Below are 17,300 nucleotides of genomic sequence, written 5' to 3'. Positions count from 1 at the left end.
TCACATCTCGGCAAAGGACTGCCAACCTCATTAAGCATAAAGGGAACACGATTGCCTTGTGGGTAAGGATACCACCCTCATCAAAGGATTGTTGAGGTCACAAGCGCAAAGGAGTAGTGCTGGATTGCAAGGAACGCAATGAATTAGGGTGGCTCTTCTACAGCTGCCCTTATTTTCTTGAATTCCAGAAACAAGGAACCCAGCTCGCTACCGCTAGCAAGATGAATGCTATCATTGTCCATAAGGGTAAGGAAAGCCCAAAAAAGTATGGAATGTCTTTGGCGCATTCTCCAGAGCCCGCAAAAACGGTCATCAACGCTTCTTTAAGTGGCATTGTCTCAATCAAATAGTTCAAACCAGGTCCGCATTCTGGCACTTTGTCTGGTGGTAAATGCATTAGCCACAGATGTCGGCCTGTGACGGCAATTCCAGCAATGGCAATGAGAAAGCCCAATAGACCATAAATAAGCTTTCCAACTTTTTTGGGGTTGTGTATAGCGGCTATCAAAAATAGCAAGGCTAAGGCCATCACAAGTACCCTATCAATAATACAGAGACTACAAGGCTGAAGCTTAAATCCGTATTGTAAAATGAATGAGCCAATCACCAGCAAAGCAGCAAGCATACCTAGACAGAAATAGAGTTTGCGTGTGCTTATCATTGCGCGAGTTGTTAGCATAGAGAGCGTCCTTGTATGCCCGTTGACTTAAAAAATTTCTTCATTAATGGATAAGTAAAATTCCCCTTGAAAAACACTCTTAGCGGGGCCGCTGAGGTAGACTGGCATTTCAGGTCGCCATGAAACCGTCAAACTGCCTCCTGGCATATCTACTTTGACTTCAGAGTTAAGTTCTTCTTGCAAGATCCCCGCAATAACGCACGCACAAGCGGCAGAGCCACAAGCCAGTGTTTCACCTACGCCTCTTTCATAAACGCGGCATTTTACATGATTGCGAGCAAGTACTTGGATAAAACTGACATTAACCCCTTTAGGAAAAGCGGGATGTTCTTGTAATGCTTTTCCCACTTCATTCACAGCGGCTTCACTAGTAGCTGGAACTGAAATGATACAATGGGGGTTGCCTATAGAAAGAATCGTCACTTCTCGTTCATTGCCCAGTAAATTGATTCTATAACGACCTGTATTGGCTAGTTTATGAAAGTATTTATGATTTAGTGGAACTGCTTTAGGTGAAAACTGCGGGATCCCCATATCAACACGTATGTGAGTCAGATCAGAAACGTCAATTTCCATGGTGCCGGAATAAGTACCAATCTGGATGTGCTTTTTATCTGTAAGGCCCTTTTCGTAAACATAGCGGCCAAAGCATCTTGCGCCATTACCACATTGAGAAACTTCTTTACCATCGGCATTGAAAATTCGGTAGTTAAAATCTAGCTCAGGAGAATTGGGGGGCTCAACCATGAGCACTTGATCACAGCCGATACCAAAATGACGGTCAGCAATTTTGCGAATAAGTGAGGAATCAACTTTTATTCCTTGGCTAATATTGTCCAAGATGACAAAATCATTACCTAAGCCATGCATCTTGGTAAAGCGAATTAACGTTCCCATGGGTAACCTTTTTGAACATTTTTAGAAAGTATAGCTGAGAGTGACCTTCGTTGTCGCATCTGTTTTTTGCGAATATTCACTGAGATCTGGCAGATTAACATAATGCTCCAACTCGAAAGAGACTTTGGTTGCGACGGGGCCAAATAATGCAGTTTTAAGTTCGTTAAGCAGATGTGATTTTGTGTTGAGGGGACTGGCATCAATCGATAGACTTTGCCTAAATGAAGTATATTGCGTAATTTCATAGTAAAGTTCATTTGCTAAATGCGCAATGAATTCATCTTGATGAAAACCTTTGGCGGTTTTGTTATGACGACCACCGGGCCCCCCAGAGAGCTGCCATACCAGATTATCTCTTTTAAAGAAATGATATCCATAGCCAATAGATTCGGTAAATTCGTAGGCATAAGGTGAAAAATGATCTTTTACACCTTCTCCTCTAATATAGCTAAAATGCTTGGGAGAAAAGATATAATAGATAGTATCGGTAAAGGTATATTTTTCTGCATTGCGTTCTTTAAAACTGGTTTGAGAATTTTTATTAATGGCAAGCAAACCTGTAATACGAAATGTGTTTTCGAGCATATGATGTTGGTATTCGCTAAGTAAACTACCATTCACATGCTTAGCATTATTGTTCCCATTATAAAAAAGCATGCCAACATCAATTTCATTTTGCCAATATTTATCTCCCGCTGGGAGAAATGGCCCAAAGAGCAGTAGCATTATTGCAAGAACAAGTCTTAACATATCACTTCCGATTCCCATAAAGACGTAATACTTTCACGAGGTCGAATGATATTAAAACCGTCTTTCTTCACCATCACTTCAGCGGCTCTTGGTCTGGAATTGTAATTTGAACTCATCACAAAGCCATAAGCGCCAGCATCATGAATGGCGAGAAAATCCTGTTGTTTAATAGAGAGATAACGATTTTTCCCTAGGAAATCACCGCTTTCACAAACGGGACCAACAATATCATAGAGAATTTCATTTTTATGGGCGGGTTGCACTATCTCAGAAATCGTTTGCCATGCATCATAAAGAGCGGGCCTCATGAAGTCATTCATACCGCAATCAACGATGCAAAAGTTTTTTTTCCCTGATTGCTTTAAGTAAAGTACTTGGGTCGCTAAAATACCTGCTTTGGCGACAATGGCGCGCCCCGGCTCAATTAAGAGCTTTAATCCGGTTGATTTTAATGACGAGATTAGTGCGTTGACATATTCTGATGCGCTGGGTGGTGTTTCTTGATCGTAACGTACTCCCAAGCCTCCACCGATATCGATGTGTTCGAGCAAAATACCTTGCATCTTTAATTGCTCGTAGAGAGCGAGCAAACGCTCTAATGCGGCAATAAATGGGGATAATTGTGTCAATTGTGAGCCAATATGACAGGCGATCCCTTTGATAGTGATATGAGATAATTGTTTGGCTTTTTCATAAAGTGATAATGCCTCATCAATATCAATACCAAATTTACTTTCTTTCAGTCCGGTTGAAATATAAGGATGACTCATTGCATCAATGTCAGGATTAACACGAAGTGCAATCGGTGCCGATTGATTATGTTGTTTGGCAATTTGATTGAGCAGTAAGAGTTCTGCTTCAGATTCCACATTAAAACAATAGATGTTGTGATTTAATGCAGCTTGAATTTCATCATGCGTTTTGCCAACACCAGAAAAAACAACTTGTTGTGCATTCCCACCTGCGGCGATGACTCTAGCAAGTTCTCCACCAGAGACAATATCAAACCCTGAGCCGACGGTTGCAAGTGCATTAAGAATCGCTAAATGGCTATTTGCTTTTACGGCATAGCAAATTTGATGCGGATAGTTCCCTAACGCATCGCGAAAAGCTTGCCAGGCACCCAGCAGCGCTGAATGTGAGTAGATGTAGCAAGGTGTTCCAAGCGTGGCAATAATTTGTTGGACGGGAACCTCTTCAACCCAAAGTTCGCCCGCGCGGTAATTAAAGTAATTCATTGTACTGATTTTTCTCAGGTTGTGGTATATAGAGAGGGCCCGTTTGACCGCAGCCACTAAAAAGTAAACATAGGCAGCTGAGTAAAAGCAGGGGATAGGCATGTCGTGCGCTAGTATTCTTCATTCGTGTGCTCCTATCAACTTGCTTAAGATGATTTTTTGCATGTTATAAAAAAATGCTATTCTCTCGCAAGTAATAAAGTTTTTTTTCTTACTTGTATCACAAAACGATTTTTAGAGAGCACTAGCTTATAATGAGATTGATTATGAATGAACACCAATACCATCAAATGGTTGATGCACTCTTCCTCAAAATTGAAGCCTGGTTAGAAACGAGTGAGCAAGATATCGATTTTGATTCCCAAGAAGGTATTTTAACCATTTCCTTTGCCATGGGTGGCACCGTGATTCTCAGCAGACAAGCGCCATTACAAGAGGTATGGCTAGCTTGTGTGCAAGGGGCGTTTCATTTTCAATACCACCAAGGGGAATGGGTAACGCTGCGTCAAGAAAAATTGGCAGAGATCTTAGTAGCATGTGCTAAACAGGCAAATGTGGTATTGGATATCAATGAATTCACTATTTAGGGGTTAAGCATGACAATAGGGCAGTTGGCAGCGGAAATAATTGAACCTGCAGAACCTGCAAAAGCAAGCGTTATTTGGTTGCATGGGTTGGGCGCGAATGGTTTTGATTTTATCGATGTTGTACCTAGCCTTGAGTTGCCGGTGGGGCATGGCATTCGATTCATTTTTCCCCATGCGCCCGAAATGCCCATTACGATGAATGGGGGGATGATCATGCCTGCCTGGTATGACATTGGTGCAATTGATTTGCATGCAGTGCAAGATGAAAAAGGCATTAGGCAATCTGAACAGGCCATTCTTGCTTTGATTAATGCCGAAATGAAAAAAGGCATCCCTAGCGAGCGCATTATTCTGATTGGGTTTTCTCAAGGCGGCGCAATGGCTTTGCATACAGCACTTCGTTTTGCAGAGCCTTTAGGGGGCGCTGTGGTATTATCAGCCTATCTACCTTTGCAGCAGATGTTGCCAAATGAAAAGCATACAGCGAATGAACACCTGCCTATTTTTATGGGGCATGGTTTTATGGATACTATCGTTTCATATTGGGTAGGCCAACAATCTTGTGCAGTATTGCAGGGGGCGGGATATAAAGTAGATTGGCATAGCTACTCCATGGCGCACACGGTTACTTTAAAGGAATTACACGATATTGGGGCATGGATTAAAAATGCCCTAAACTTAACATCATATGGATCCTAAAAAACAAACACAGGCACCTGGTGCGACCGTTGAAGAAGAAGATTTCTTCTTGCCGAATTTTTGTGCGGTTAAAACCATCTTTATCCTCTGTATAGGTGCGGAGCTAGTTGCTTTGGTACTGATATTAGCAACAGGGGATATCTTGCATGAATCTTGGGATGAGTTAGGTTTGCTCTCAGTCTTTGTGCAATGGATAGCATTTGCCAGTGCAGGCGTTCTTTGCACAGCAAGACGGTTTTTAGCAAAACTTTCTCTAGTATGGGCAGCCATTACAGCTTATTTGTTGGTTGTTTTAGTGACAGGCTGTATTGCAGGAGCCGGTCAGTACTTATTACTTAAAATTAATTACCAGTGGGGAAGTAATCCCGAGACCATCGGACAGTTTGTTTCACGATGTGTCATGATAAGCGCTATCATGACCTTTGTTGCATTGAGATATTTTTATATCCAGCACCAATGGAAACGACGAATCGAGCTGGAAAGCCAGGCTCGAGTAGAAGCATTGCAAGCGCGCATTAGACCTCATTTTTTATTTAATAGTATGAATATTATCGCAAGCCTGATTCATACGCAGCCCAATGCCGCTGAACAGGCCGTTGAGGATTTATCAGAATTATTTCGCGCCACGTTACATACCGGTGCAATGATTCCATTGTCTGAAGAATGGAATCTATGTCGCAACTATATGCGAATTGAGGGGTTACGTCTTGATGAGCGTTTAACCATTGACGCTGATCTTTCAAAAGTGCCAGAAGATGCTGCCATTCCTATGTTAACTTTGCAGCCTTTAGTCGAGAATGCAATTTATCATGGTATCCAACCGTTAGAACAAGGCGGGACGATTACTATTCGAGGAGAAATGCAGGGAAATATGGTTTGTATACACTTATCCAACCCAATTCCTGCTGAATCAAAACCTCGTGCGCCTCAAGGAAATCGTATAGCGATGGTCAATATTGGGCATAGACTTAACCTCTTATTCGGCAGTCATGCTAAGATGAAAGTAAATAAATTGCCAGAACGGTATGAAGTGACAGTCACATTCCCCTATCTAAAAAGTGGAAAGTAACCGATAAAGACAACAGAAGAAGGAAAAGGATTAGGGCAATCCTATGCGAATATTAATAGTAGATGATGAAAGCTTAGCGAGAGAGCGGATCAAGCGAATTTTGCAAGAGCAAAATGAGCATGAAGTTTTAGGCGAAGCTGCTAATGGGCAAGAAGCTTTACAGAAGATCGATGTGCTGCATCCTGATGTTGTATTGCTTGATATTCGTATGCCAGGTATCGATGGCTTGGAAGTTGCTCGCCATTTGGTCAGCATGGATGAGCCGCCAGCCATTATTTTCACTACTGCTTATGATGAATATGCACTAGAAGCATTTAAAGTGCATGCTGTTGATTATTTATTGAAGCCTGTACGTCCTGAACGTTTAAGCGAAGCGCTGCACAAGGCATTAAAACCCAATAAAGTTCAATGGAAATCATTAAATCGCAAAGAAGATGGTACCCCTAAGGCGCGTACCCATATTAGCTCACGCACCCGACGCGGCATTGTGTTGGTACCTGTGGGAGATATCTACTATTTTCGAGCAGAACATAAGTATGTTACGGTTCGCCATAAAGAAGGAGAGGTGTTAATAGAAGACACCCTGAAAGAATTAGAAACAGAATTTGGTGAACGTTTTCTTCGAGTACATCGTAATTGTTTAGTTTCGATGGAATACATCCAAGCGCTTGAAAAAAATGCAAGCGGACAGCCTTGTATTCGGTTGCGCGGCGTGTCAGAAACGCTTGATGTGAGCCGTCGTCATGTTGCGAAGGTGCGTCAAGTGATGAGTGGGACGTAATCATTTCCTTTTGAGGCTAAAACGCGTAAGATGCCATTTTTGTGCAATTTATAGTATTTTTTCATGAGCACAGCTTCTATTCGTATTGTAACCCGTACCAGTCGTCTAGCTATGTGGCAAGCGGAACATATTCGCTCTCGTTTAATGGCTCATCACCCAACCCTCGATATCAGTATTATTGGCATCAAAACCAAAGGTGACTTATGGTTACAGACGCCATTACAAAAAATAGGCGGCAAAGGGTTATTTGTTAAAGAATTAGAAGAAGCACTTTTGGCAAATGAAGCGGATATCGCTGTTCATTCACTTAAAGATTTGCCATCCAGTTTTCCAGAATCATTAGGTCTTGCTGCCATTTGTGAGCGTGAAAATCCATTAGATGCATGGATTTGTCCCCAAGGATATACATTGGCAACCCTGCCTTCAGGTAGCATCGTTGGCACCTCAAGTTTACGGCGCACGGTTCAGCTGCGCTATTTTCGCCCCGATTTAGAATATCGTCCTTTGCGTGGCAATGTGGATACGCGCTTGCGCAAGTGCTTTGATGGTGAATGGGACGCGATTGTGCTGGCAGCTGCAGGATTAAAACGATTAGATCTTTTTGCACATGTAACAGAAGTTTTCTCTGCCGAGCAGGTTTTGCCTGCAGTAGGGCAAGGCGCATTGGCTATTGAAACGCGCCTAGATGATGAGCGTACGCGTGCATGGCTTTCTGTCTTAGACGATAAAAATACGCGAGCTTGTGTCAATGCTGAACGCGCAATGAATGCGGCATTGGGTGGAAATTGCCAAGTGCCCGTCGCGGGTTTTGCTGTTATAAAGAATGGACAACTTCATTTAACGGGACGTGTGGGACATCCAAATCAGCATGCGCTTTTGGAAGCGGCTGCAAGCGGTGATATCGAGCAAGCCGTTACGGTGGGTCATCATGTTGCAGATAATCTCATCGAACAAGGTGCCAAAAAGCTTATCGCTGACATTTTAAATCATGATTCCTAACGTAAGTGATTTAAGTGCTTGGCAGGTCGTTTTAATGCGCCCAGCACACCAAGTGCAACCTTTAGCGGATGCTATTCAGCAAATGGGAGCATCAACTATCTTATTGCCGACATTGAGCATTGTCCCTTTATTGCCTTCATTATCATTACAAACAAGCTGGATAAACCAAATCCGTGAAGCAGACTGGGTTATGATTTCTAGCCAAAATGGTGTGCATTGTGCGCCGCCTCTTCTTTTGCAAGCATTGGCGTTAACAAAAACCTGCAAGGTTGTGACCATGGGGGCGGCGACAACACGAGCATTAGTCGCAAAAGGCGTGTCAGTTTTTTTTACATCTCCTCCTGGTGCCGATAGTGAACAATTACTGACAGAGCCATTTTTTCAAGAAAATGAGATAGCTAACAAAAAAATAATGTTAATCGCTGGAGAAGGGGGTAGAACGCTGATTGCAGATACCTTAACAGCGCGTGGTGCTTTAGTGACATGGATGAAAGTTTATCGTCAAGAGAAGCCAAAATTGGCTTTAAAACCGCTATTAGCAGACTGGGCTTCGTTAAATCATCCTTTTTGCTTCATGGTAACCAGTTTAAATTGCTTACATCATTTTCTCGATAACGTGTCGATTGAGCACTATGCTTGGATAAATCAGCAAGCCTTTATTGTCGTGAGTGAGCGTATTGCACAAGCCGCAAGAAAGTGGGGAATCCAACATACTTTTGTGGCAAAAAGCGCTGAAAAAGAACAACTTTGCACAGCATTGCTGCACGTTTCGCAATTTTGTCATACTATGACATGAGGGTTATTACGATTACCAAGAGGAACTCATGGAAAGAGTATCAACATTTTCAATTGGTCTCATTGCTTTATTATTTTCAACCATAGCCAGCGCAAGTCTATGGGAGCAGTGGGAATTCAAACCCTATGTCGGGGTCGATGCTGGTTTGCGCAATGTTTCTTTTGAGCCTAGCTTTGGGCGAGAACATTTTCGTCATGATTACCCTGAAACCAATTTCTATATTGGTACTTATATGCATAAGTATCTCGGTATCGAAGGTGGTTACCAACATATGTACCGCCAAGAAAAGCGACAATTCTATAATACAACCCAAAGCGTACTTGGGTTTACCGGTAATTTAGGATTAGGCGATCAACTGTACATATCAGATGCCACGTTAAGTGGTTGGAACCTTAATCTGCTTGCTTTTTGGCCCGTATTAGCCAGCACTGAAATTACAGGTATTTTAGGCGTCTCCTGGACCAAAATGTATTTTGATACAGTATTTATGCAAGATAGCGTTATTCCGACTCCAGCCCATCGCCCTACTCAATGGCAAACTGATGGCCGTGCGATGCTGCGAGTGGGGGTTGGTCTTCGCCACATGATCACCGATAATTTTGGCGCCCGTTTACAATGGCTGTGGGAAAATACTTCACAACTTGAGGCAACGATCCCTGTCGGCGTTGATAATAATGGTGTCGCTTTACCGACTATCTTGCCCAATAATTTCACGGTTTATCCTAGAAATTCACAACTGTTTACTTTGGGTTTCTTTTTACAAATGGTTTAAATTTCAAAGGAAAATGAATAATCATGTCCGATACGCAGGATGATGATGCGAAGAAAGGTAAAAACCCACCGCCTTCTAATAAGGTGGTGGTGACCTATTCTGCTAATCCCCAAAAAACGGGCGATATTCCTGCAGAAATTTTACCCAGCACACCGGCAAAGGTTGTGAGTAACCCTATTGATAGTGGCGTCAATCCTGCAAAGGAATTTATCCACAAACCATCCACACAGTCCAAGAAAGGCCGTTTGCACGCGCAGATCCCAGATGAAATTGCACCACGAGTCGCGCAGCCACAATCCCATGCTAAACCGCAAGAAGACGCGGTCGAGGAACCTTCGATGGGTTATCATGAGGCGCCACCTCCTGTGCCACCTCATCAGACTCCGCCACCCCCTCCTCCTTCACCCCCCAGTGCAGGAAATGCGACTTCAAGTATGGCGTTATTCTTGAGTTTGATGACTATGATCGCGGTGGTTGCATTAGTGTTTTATACCTATTATTCACAAAAGAATATCAGTGCATTGCAAAGTCAATCGCGCGATGAGCAAGTTTCTGTGCAGGTATTATTAAGCAAAGCAAAGCAATCTTTGGCTCAGGTTGAAACGCTACAACAAGAAGGGCAAGCGCAACAAAAAGCCTTTCATGAATTAAAAACCGATTTACAAAACGCGCAAATGCGACTGGTCACGTTAAGTGGTAGTAAAAACTGGGTGATTTCCGAAGTTAATTATTTAATATTCATGGCAAATGAACGTCTGCGTGTTGCGCATGATATTCCAACCGCGATTACGCAATTACAGGCAGCGCAAGAGAAAGTGACCATGCTAGGCGATCCTGCTTTATGGGGGCTTAAAGAAGCGTTGGCGAAAGATATTGCAGTGCTCAGCACTTTGCCGCGAGTGAATAAGCAAGGGCTATGGGAGCAGCTGAATATATTAAAGCCATTAATTGAGAAATTACCTTTTAAAACATTAAATAACCAAACAAACGGTATCCATGAAACCAAAAGTGAAGCGGTAGATGAATCACTGCCTGCTTGGCGAAAAGGGTTATGGCGTTCATGGCAAGAATTAAAAAGTTTAATTCGGATTACCAAAGAAGTTGATAACCCAATTCCGCAAGCGCTCTCTTTCCAAGAAAAAGCAGAAATTGTACGTACGATGCAATTAATGCTCGATCAAGCGCAATGGGCTGTATTGGAAGGGAATAGCAAAATCTATTTGAGCAGTTTAGACTCTCTTCAAAAATGGATGCAAAATTATTTTGCCAATAGTCCTGAACAACAAACGATAATAGCACTGCTTATGCAGCTCAAAACACAATCTGTTGATAGTCCTTTGGCCGATATCTCAACGACTCTCAAAGCACTATCGAATATGAGATAAACACGGAGAAAACATGATTCGATTGTTTATCATGATTGCAGCATTAGCATTGGCCGTATGGGTTGGTCTTCATGTTGAGCAATTTCCAGGGTTGATGGTACTCACCTTTGCGGGATGGCGAATCGATATTCCATTGTGGCTGGGTATTATTTTCCTCGCTTTGGGTCTTATTATTATCCATTATGTCGCTGCAATTTTTGCTGGCGTGATTAAAACACCCGCATATTTACATAAACTATCAAAACGTTTTCGTTCAACACGCTCTAAAAAGTTAATTCATAAAGGCTTTATTGCTTTTGTTGAAGGAAATTATGCAAAAGCGGAAACGTGGTTAGCAAAAGGCGCGCCAGCGAGTGATAATCCTTGGTTAGGCTATTTATTTGCAGCGAAAGCCGCTCAAGAACAAGGCCATAATAATCGGCGAGATCGTTATATTGAATTAGCGCAAAAAAATGAAGTTAAAGAACATACGGAAACGGCAATTGCTTTAACGCAAGCGCAACTTGCATTTGAACAAGGGCAACATGAGCAAAGCGTTGAAAAATTAAAAGCACTGAGCCAGAAAGAACCGAATCATCCACAGGTATTACGCTTATTGCAACAAAACTATTTGCAAACGAAGGCATGGCAGCCTTTATTGGAATTGCTTCCGATCTTAAAGCAACAGCGTGTCTTAGCTGCAGATGCGCTGTTAGCATTGCAAAGAACCATTGTGAAAGAGCAATTTGCAGCGCTTGATAATGTGCCAAAACCGCTATTGATTTCGCAGTGGCAACAATTGCCACGCTGGGTACAATTAGATAGCGAAGTTGCATTAATTTATGCTAAAGCCTTACAGCGTGTACAGGGTGCGATAGAAGCAGAAGAAGTATTGCGGGACTCATTAAAAGCGCAATGGAATGAGAGAGTGATTGAATACTATGGTCATCTTCAATATCCTGATCTGAATAAATTACTCAATAGAGCGGAATCGTGGCTTAAAACCCATCCACAAAGCCCAGGTTTGCCACTTGCTTTGGGGCTGATATGTGAGCGTCATCAGTTATGGGGAAAGGCACAGCGCTACTATGAGGCCAGTTTAAGCTTGAAACCCATGCCGCAAACCTATGCTTGTTTAGGCAAGCTATTAGAGAAAATGGATAGGCCAGAACTCAGCGCGCAAATTTTCAAAAAAGGCTTATTACTCATCACGCCGATAGAAAATATGGCGAGCGATGTTTGAATTCAAAAATTGCTGAACGATTTATTTTAGGTAAAGTCATTGCGCAAAAAGAATGGCGCTTAGGATTAAACTCCCTTTATGTTGATGCGGCCATAGAGCCATTTGTTGCAGGGCAATTTACACAATTAGCATTAGATGAAGATTGTCATGTATTGCGACCTTATTCCTTTGTTAACCCACCTTCCGAGTCGCCGTTTGAATTTTATTATTCATTGGTTCCAGGCGGCTATTTTTCATCACGATTAGTCAAACTTAAGCCACATGATCCGATTTATATTGCAAAACGGCCATCGGGTCGGTTTGTTTTATCCAGTGTCCCCGATGCAACTATCTTATGGTTGTTTGCGACAGGCACCGGATTTGGGGTGTTTTTATCTATTTTACAAACCCAACAACCTTGGTTGCGGTTTCAAAAGATTGTGCTGGTGCATAGCGTACAAAATACGCTCTCTCTCACTCATCAGCATCTTGTGCAACTTTGGCAACATCAATACCCAGAGCGATTTTATTGGATGCCCGTTGTCACAGGTGAAAATCTATCTGACGGTCAACGAGGAGCCGTGTCAAAGCGGATAACGCACTTATTGGCTAGCGGAGAACTTGAAAACCAGACGGGCTTATCTTTATCAGCTCAAACATCGCAAACCATGCTTTGTGGAAATCCAGCAATGATTCATGATTTGAGCGAGCTACTCAAGTTACGAGGATTATTGGTGAATCACGTGAAGCAGCCTGGCCAGATCACCATAGAGAATTATTGGAAGTTAGATAATAAAAACAACGCCTGACATTTGAATAAGCTATAATTTAAATCATACTTGACATTAACGTGAGTAATCAGTATGTTCGCGGCTCTAAGAAAATGGCTTAATTTGTTGTGAGATATTCGCCATGCTAGGTGAAAAATTGACTGGTTGGCTCAGCGAAGTAACTGAGCAATTATTTTTTACGTTGGGTAATGATTCCGCAGATTACATGGTTGAAAGTCCTCCAGGTGAAGAGGTTTTGCGCCCAGTTGATACCGCTAGTTGGCGTGGCATGTCTATGTATCAAGAAAATAACAAGATGGCGATTTATTACAATGGATATTTTCCTAGCAACGATTTATTAGAATCTTATTATAACGAAATACAGCAAAGGGATTCCATGTACGGTCAGGAAATGGCGAGTCGTTTAATGGAGCCATTTCAGGCGCACAAATCACCGGAGCGGCGCGCTGACTGGTTAAATTCAGATGTGATTAACGCCTTTTTTAAAACACTGGAATTTTCAGAGAAGATTGCGCATCTAGAGTCAAGTTATCATCATGCGAAAGATTTTATCTCTTCGCTCAACTCCTCTGATAGAACAAATTTACGTAATAAACTTAAAGCAGCCAACGTCATTTTTTGGCCATATTGTGATGATTGTCATTGGTATTTGCTGCTCATAGAAAGAGTACGTGGTAACGTTTTTACTGTAAAATGTTTAGATGGCTTCAATCACACGCAAAATCATCCAGGGATTATTGCTAAAGGGGAAGCTTTATTAGGAAGTATCTATAGTCACTGTCAGATTGTAGCACAAGATGATGTGAGTTATCTGGTTCCTCAACAAGACAACGGCAGTGATTGTGGAACCGTTATTAGTTACTATGCCCTTAGAAAAGCACAAGACGAAGACTTATCCGTTTATGCAGATTACAGCAGATATTCTTGTAATTATGTCCAATTTCGTCTTCATATGGCACAAAAACTGGCTGAATCAATGATAGCACCTGCATCCCAGCGTACTTATTTACCGCAAAGTAGTAGTCCAAGCTCAAGCTCAAGCTCAAGAAACAAATCGAAGACAAGTCCCGTACAACCGGCTTCAGAGGATAAAAGAAGATCCATTAAATCGTTTTAATCGTTTTGGGTAACATATCTGAAATAAAGCGATGGGTTTTTAGCCCCTGATGGGTGAATAATCTTTGTGCTGCCTGAATCATTTCAAAAGGTCCACTGGCAAATAAACATAACGCTTTCATATCAGGGTGTTTTTGGGCGACATAATCATGAACAAAGCCGGTTGGGGCTGTCCAAGAAGGGTGCTGGTGGGGCTCGGATAAGACTAAGGTATAGTCAAAGCGCGGATAACGTGTTTTCCATTGTTGTAATAAGGGTTCATCATAGGCATCTTCGGGGCGGCGAATGCCCCAATACAGCAACAAGGGTTGTTGACTATTCACCAAGGCGAGTTGTAACAGTGCTTTGATAGGTGCAAAGCCAGTACCCCCCGCTAAGAAAACAAGTTCCTCTTGCGATTGAATATTTTGCTCTAAAGTGCTTTCGCCAAAAGGGCCTCGCAACACAACGTTAGCATCTTGTTCAAGCTCATTTAAAAAAAGCTTTGCTATAGGGTGTGCCTCATCATGGCGCAGATGAAATTCGATATGGCCATCGGTTTGCGGAGCATTGGCAATAGAAAGTAATAAGCAGTGGCCTGAGCGGAGTAAAATTTCAACAAATTGCCCGGCTTGATAAGTCAGAGCGTGTGAAATTGGAACTATCGTAATCAATGAGATATCACGGGTTTTAATGAGTTTTTCTTGGCAAAGATAATGATAGGTATTTGTCATGATTTTATAACCCAAGCGACGGCCATAATTCATCAATACGCGTAATGATGTCTTGAGATTGGTGTATCGGTTTACCCCATTCGCGATCGGTTTCGCCAGGCAGTTTCGTTGTTGCATCAAGTCCCATTTTGCCCCCAAGACCTGAAACAGGCGATGCAAAATCAAGATAATCAATTGGCGTATTATCCAGCAGTACGGTATCTCTTTTGGGATCCATCCGTGTGGTAATTGCCCAGATCACATCTTGCCAGTTTCTAGCATCAACATCATCGTCAGTAACAATAATGAATTTGGTATACATAAATTGCCGTAAAAATGACCAAACTCCGAACATCACTCGTTTAGCATGACCGGGATATTCCTTTTTAATCGTGACAACTGCCATGCGATAAGAGCAACCCTCTGGCGGTAAATAAAAATCAACGATTTCTGGAAACTGTTTTTGTAAAACCGGTACAAATACTTCATTTAAAGCAACGCCTAAGACAGCAGGTTCATCAGGGGGTCTGCCAGTATAGGTGCTATGATAGATAGGGTTATCTCTCATAGAAATGCTTTCAATCGTCATCACCGGAAAACGTTCTACTTCATTGTAGTAACCCGTATGATCGCCAAAAGGGCCTTCTAATGCCGTATCATTAGGATAGATAAAGCCTTCTAAAATCATTTCGCTTGTTGCAGGAACATCTAATGAATGCAGATGGCAAGGGACGAGTCGTGTTTTATGACCTCGCAATAATCCGGCAAACGCATATTCTGATAAAGTATCAGGGATAGGGGTGACAGCGGCGAGTATTGTCGCTGGATCCGCCCCAATTGCAACAGCGATGGGAAATGGTTTGTCTTTGTGTTTTTGACACCATTTAGCGTAATCTAACGCACCGCCACGATGGCCCAGCCAACGCATAATCACTTTGTTCTTAGCAATAACTTGTTGTCGATAGATCCCTAAATTTTGTCTTGATGCATAAGGGCCTTGTGTGACAACCAATCCCCAAGTAATCAGCGGGGCAACATCTTCAGGCCAACATGTTTGAATTGGTAAACGATAAAGATCAATTTCATCACCTTGCAAACGATTACGTTGACAAAGGGCTTTACCAAGCGTTTCTCTGGTTGGCGCCATATTGAGGATTTGCTTGTAAAGAGGCAATTGTTTTAATGCATCTTTAAATCCTTTGGGAGGTTCGGGTTCTTTAAGGAAAGCAAGAAACTTGCCCACTTCGCGTAAATCACTTAAAGATTCTTGCCCCATTGCTGCGGCAACTCGCTCTGGTGTGCCAAATAAATTGGTAAGTACCGGGATCGAGTGATTTTTGGGTGATTCGAATAGTAAAGCGGGGCCTTGTTGTCTTAAGACACGATGAGAAATTTCAGTCATTTCCAAAAAAGGATCAACACTTGCACTAACGCGCTTGAGTTGATCCTTTTCTGCTAAATGACGAATAAAGTCACGAAGATCTTCGTATTTCATTCATTAACGTTTCATAGCATCAAAGAAATCTTCATTGTTCTTTGTGCCTTTGAGGCGTTCAATGAGGAATTCAATCGCAGCTAATTCATCCATAGGATGCAATAACTTACGCAGAATCCACATTTTCTGTAATTCATCAGGTGTGGTGAGCTTTTCTTCACGTCTTGTACCGGAGCGATTAATGTTAATCGCAGGATAAACGCGTTTTTCAGCAATACGGCGATCGAGATGTAATTCAAGGTTACCTGTTCCTTTGAATTCTTCGTAAATCACTTCATCCATCTTCGAGCCAGTATCAATCAGCGCAGTTGCAATAATGGTTAAACTGCCACCTTCTTCAATATTACGAGCCGCACCAAAGAATCGTTTAGGGCGTTGTAATGCGGCCGCATCAACACCACCGGTTAATACTTTGCCTGAATGAGGAATGGTTGTGTTGTAAGCACGAGCTAAACGAGTGATGGAGTCAAGTAAAATAACGACATCCATTTTATGCTCAACCAGACGTTTTGCTTTTTCGATAACCATTTCAGAAACTTGCACGTGACGATTAGGTGGTTCATCGAAGGTGCTCGCAATCACTTCACCTTGTACGGAGCGTTCCATCTCCGTGACTTCTTCGGGACGTTCATCGATTAATAGAACAATCAATTTGCATTCAGGATAATTCGTTGAAATAGAATGCGCGATATTTTGTAACATCATTGTCTTACCTGCTTTAGGAGGTGAAACAATAAGGCCACGTTGTCCTCTACCAATCGGAGAGACTAAATCAATAATTCGTGCCGTAATATCTTCTGTACTGCCATTGCCCACTTCCATTTTAAGGCGTTTTTCAGCATGCAGTGGGGTGAGATTTTCAAATAAGAGTTTATTGCGGACTGCTTCAGGATTTTCGTAGTTAATTTCGTTGACTTTCAGTAGAGCAAAATAACGTTCGCCTTCTTTAGGGGGGCGAATTTTACCGGAAACCGTATCGCCTGTGCGCAATCCAAAACGACGGATTTGACTAGGGGAGACATAGATATCATCTGGGCCTGGCAAATAAGAGGTTCTGGCAGAGCGCAAAAATCCAAAGCCATCTTGTAAAAGTTCGAGGACACCATCACCATAGATGTCTTCACCGCTTTTTGAATGAGCCTTTAAGATCCCAAAAATGAGATCCTGCTTACGCAAGCGCGGAACATTTTCAACGCCCAATTCAAGGGCCATTTCAGAAAGCTCTGCAGCAGGTTTATTTTTTAATTCTGAAAGATTCATACGTGTGCTTATTTAGTTGATGGATGATGGAATTTGGCTTGATCACAAAGGATGGAATAGTGACGACTATTTGATGGATAACGTTTAGTGGAC

The 17,300-nt window shown here is 42.3% G+C and carries 19 protein-coding genes; 11 read left to right on the top strand and 8 right to left on the bottom strand.

The annotated features are described in order from the left end of the window. Positions 1-169 precede the first annotated feature (169 nt). The 5 genes from HT99x_RS14825 to lptM are packed head-to-tail and all read right to left on the bottom strand — an operon-like array spanning position 170 to position 3,688. A complete protein-coding gene (locus HT99x_RS14825) occupies positions 170-679 on the bottom strand; it encodes a disulfide bond formation protein B (protein WP_083482773.1) in 510 nt (169 codons plus the stop codon). A 27-nt stretch (positions 680-706) separates the two neighbouring features. Then, a complete protein-coding gene (gene dapF, locus HT99x_RS14820; protein WP_075065153.1) occupies positions 707-1,576 on the bottom strand; it encodes a diaminopimelate epimerase in 870 nt (289 codons plus the stop codon). A 21-nt stretch (positions 1,577-1,597) separates the two neighbouring features. Next, entirely contained in the window at positions 1,598-2,326 is a 729-nt protein-coding gene (locus tag HT99x_RS14815) for a DUF481 domain-containing protein (RefSeq protein WP_075065154.1), read from the bottom strand. Beyond that, entirely contained in the window at positions 2,320-3,564 is a 1,245-nt protein-coding gene (gene lysA / locus HT99x_RS14810; protein WP_075065155.1) for a diaminopimelate decarboxylase, read from the bottom strand. The genes HT99x_RS14815 and lysA overlap by 7 nt, the downstream gene beginning before the upstream one ends. Then, a complete protein-coding gene (lptM, locus tag HT99x_RS14805) occupies positions 3,551-3,688 on the bottom strand; it encodes an LPS translocon maturation chaperone LptM (protein ID WP_083482775.1) in 138 nt (45 codons plus the stop codon). Before lptM ends, lysA begins: the two co-directional genes overlap by 14 nt. 142 nt (positions 3,689-3,830) lie before the next feature. On the opposite strand from lptM, the gene cyaY reads away from it, so the two are divergent. From cyaY to HT99x_RS14750, 11 genes are all read left to right on the top strand, one after another. Beyond that, entirely contained in the window at positions 3,831-4,151 is a 321-nt protein-coding gene (gene cyaY, locus HT99x_RS14800; protein ID WP_075065156.1) for an iron donor protein CyaY, read from the top strand. Between the two features lie 9 nt (positions 4,152-4,160). Then, positions 4,161-4,850 (top strand): alpha/beta fold hydrolase, encoded by a 690-nt coding sequence (locus HT99x_RS14795; protein WP_075065157.1) that lies wholly within the window; start codon positions 4,161-4,163, stop codon positions 4,848-4,850. Further along, on the top strand, positions 4,840-5,919 hold the full coding sequence (locus HT99x_RS14790; protein ID WP_075065158.1) for a sensor histidine kinase: 1,080 nt from the start codon (positions 4,840-4,842) through the stop codon (positions 5,917-5,919). The genes HT99x_RS14795 and HT99x_RS14790 overlap by 11 nt, the downstream gene beginning before the upstream one ends. 43 nt (positions 5,920-5,962) lie before the next feature. After that, positions 5,963-6,700: a response regulator gene (locus HT99x_RS14785; protein WP_075065159.1), complete on the top strand. Its 738-nt coding sequence runs from the start codon at positions 5,963-5,965 to the stop codon at positions 6,698-6,700. 63 nt (positions 6,701-6,763) lie between these two features. Further along, a complete protein-coding gene (hemC, locus tag HT99x_RS14780) occupies positions 6,764-7,699 on the top strand; it encodes a hydroxymethylbilane synthase (RefSeq protein ID WP_075065160.1) in 936 nt (311 codons plus the stop codon). Between the two features lie 34 nt (positions 7,700-7,733). After that, positions 7,734-8,495: a uroporphyrinogen-III synthase gene (locus HT99x_RS14775; protein ID WP_158003347.1), complete on the top strand. Its 762-nt coding sequence runs from the start codon at positions 7,734-7,736 to the stop codon at positions 8,493-8,495. A 28-nt stretch (positions 8,496-8,523) separates the two neighbouring features. Beyond that, entirely contained in the window at positions 8,524-9,267 is a 744-nt protein-coding gene (locus tag HT99x_RS14770; protein ID WP_075065162.1) for an outer membrane beta-barrel protein, read from the top strand. A gap of 23 nt (positions 9,268-9,290) precedes the next feature. Next, a complete protein-coding gene (locus HT99x_RS14765; RefSeq protein WP_075065163.1) occupies positions 9,291-10,652 on the top strand; it encodes a uroporphyrinogen-III C-methyltransferase in 1,362 nt (453 codons plus the stop codon). 13 nt (positions 10,653-10,665) lie between these two features. After that, on the top strand, positions 10,666-11,874 hold the full coding sequence (locus tag HT99x_RS14760) for a heme biosynthesis HemY N-terminal domain-containing protein (protein WP_075065164.1): 1,209 nt from the start codon (positions 10,666-10,668) through the stop codon (positions 11,872-11,874). Next, complete coding sequence (locus tag HT99x_RS14755; RefSeq protein WP_158003348.1) at positions 11,871-12,662, top strand: ferredoxin reductase domain-containing protein; 792 nt, start codon at positions 11,871-11,873, stop codon at positions 12,660-12,662. Before HT99x_RS14760 ends, HT99x_RS14755 begins: the two co-directional genes overlap by 4 nt. Before the next feature lie 103 nt (positions 12,663-12,765). Then, positions 12,766-13,761: a Ulp1 family isopeptidase gene (locus HT99x_RS14750; RefSeq protein WP_075065165.1), complete on the top strand. Its 996-nt coding sequence runs from the start codon at positions 12,766-12,768 to the stop codon at positions 13,759-13,761. Here the strand turns inward: HT99x_RS14750 and HT99x_RS14745 are convergent. From HT99x_RS14745 to rho, 3 genes are read right to left on the bottom strand one after another with little or no spacing between them, the layout of a single operon-like run. Continuing rightward, a complete protein-coding gene (locus tag HT99x_RS14745) occupies positions 13,748-14,473 on the bottom strand; it encodes a ferredoxin reductase domain-containing protein (protein ID WP_075065166.1) in 726 nt (241 codons plus the stop codon). The genes HT99x_RS14750 and HT99x_RS14745 overlap by 14 nt on opposite strands. A 4-nt stretch (positions 14,474-14,477) precedes the next feature. Beyond that, positions 14,478-15,947: a 4-hydroxy-3-polyprenylbenzoate decarboxylase gene (ubiD, locus tag HT99x_RS14740; protein ID WP_075065167.1), complete on the bottom strand. Its 1,470-nt coding sequence runs from the start codon at positions 15,945-15,947 to the stop codon at positions 14,478-14,480. A gap of 3 nt (positions 15,948-15,950) precedes the next feature. After that, positions 15,951-17,207: a transcription termination factor Rho gene (gene rho / locus HT99x_RS14735; RefSeq protein WP_075065168.1), complete on the bottom strand. Its 1,257-nt coding sequence runs from the start codon at positions 17,205-17,207 to the stop codon at positions 15,951-15,953. Positions 17,208-17,300 lie beyond the last annotated feature (93 nt).

It is taken from the genome of Candidatus Berkiella aquae (assembly GCF_001431295.2).
GTDB lineage: Bacteria > Pseudomonadota > Gammaproteobacteria > Berkiellales > Berkiellaceae > Berkiella > Berkiella aquae.
The sequence above is the reverse complement of the archived record's forward strand: the minus strand, read 5'-3'. Positions and strand labels throughout refer to the sequence as shown.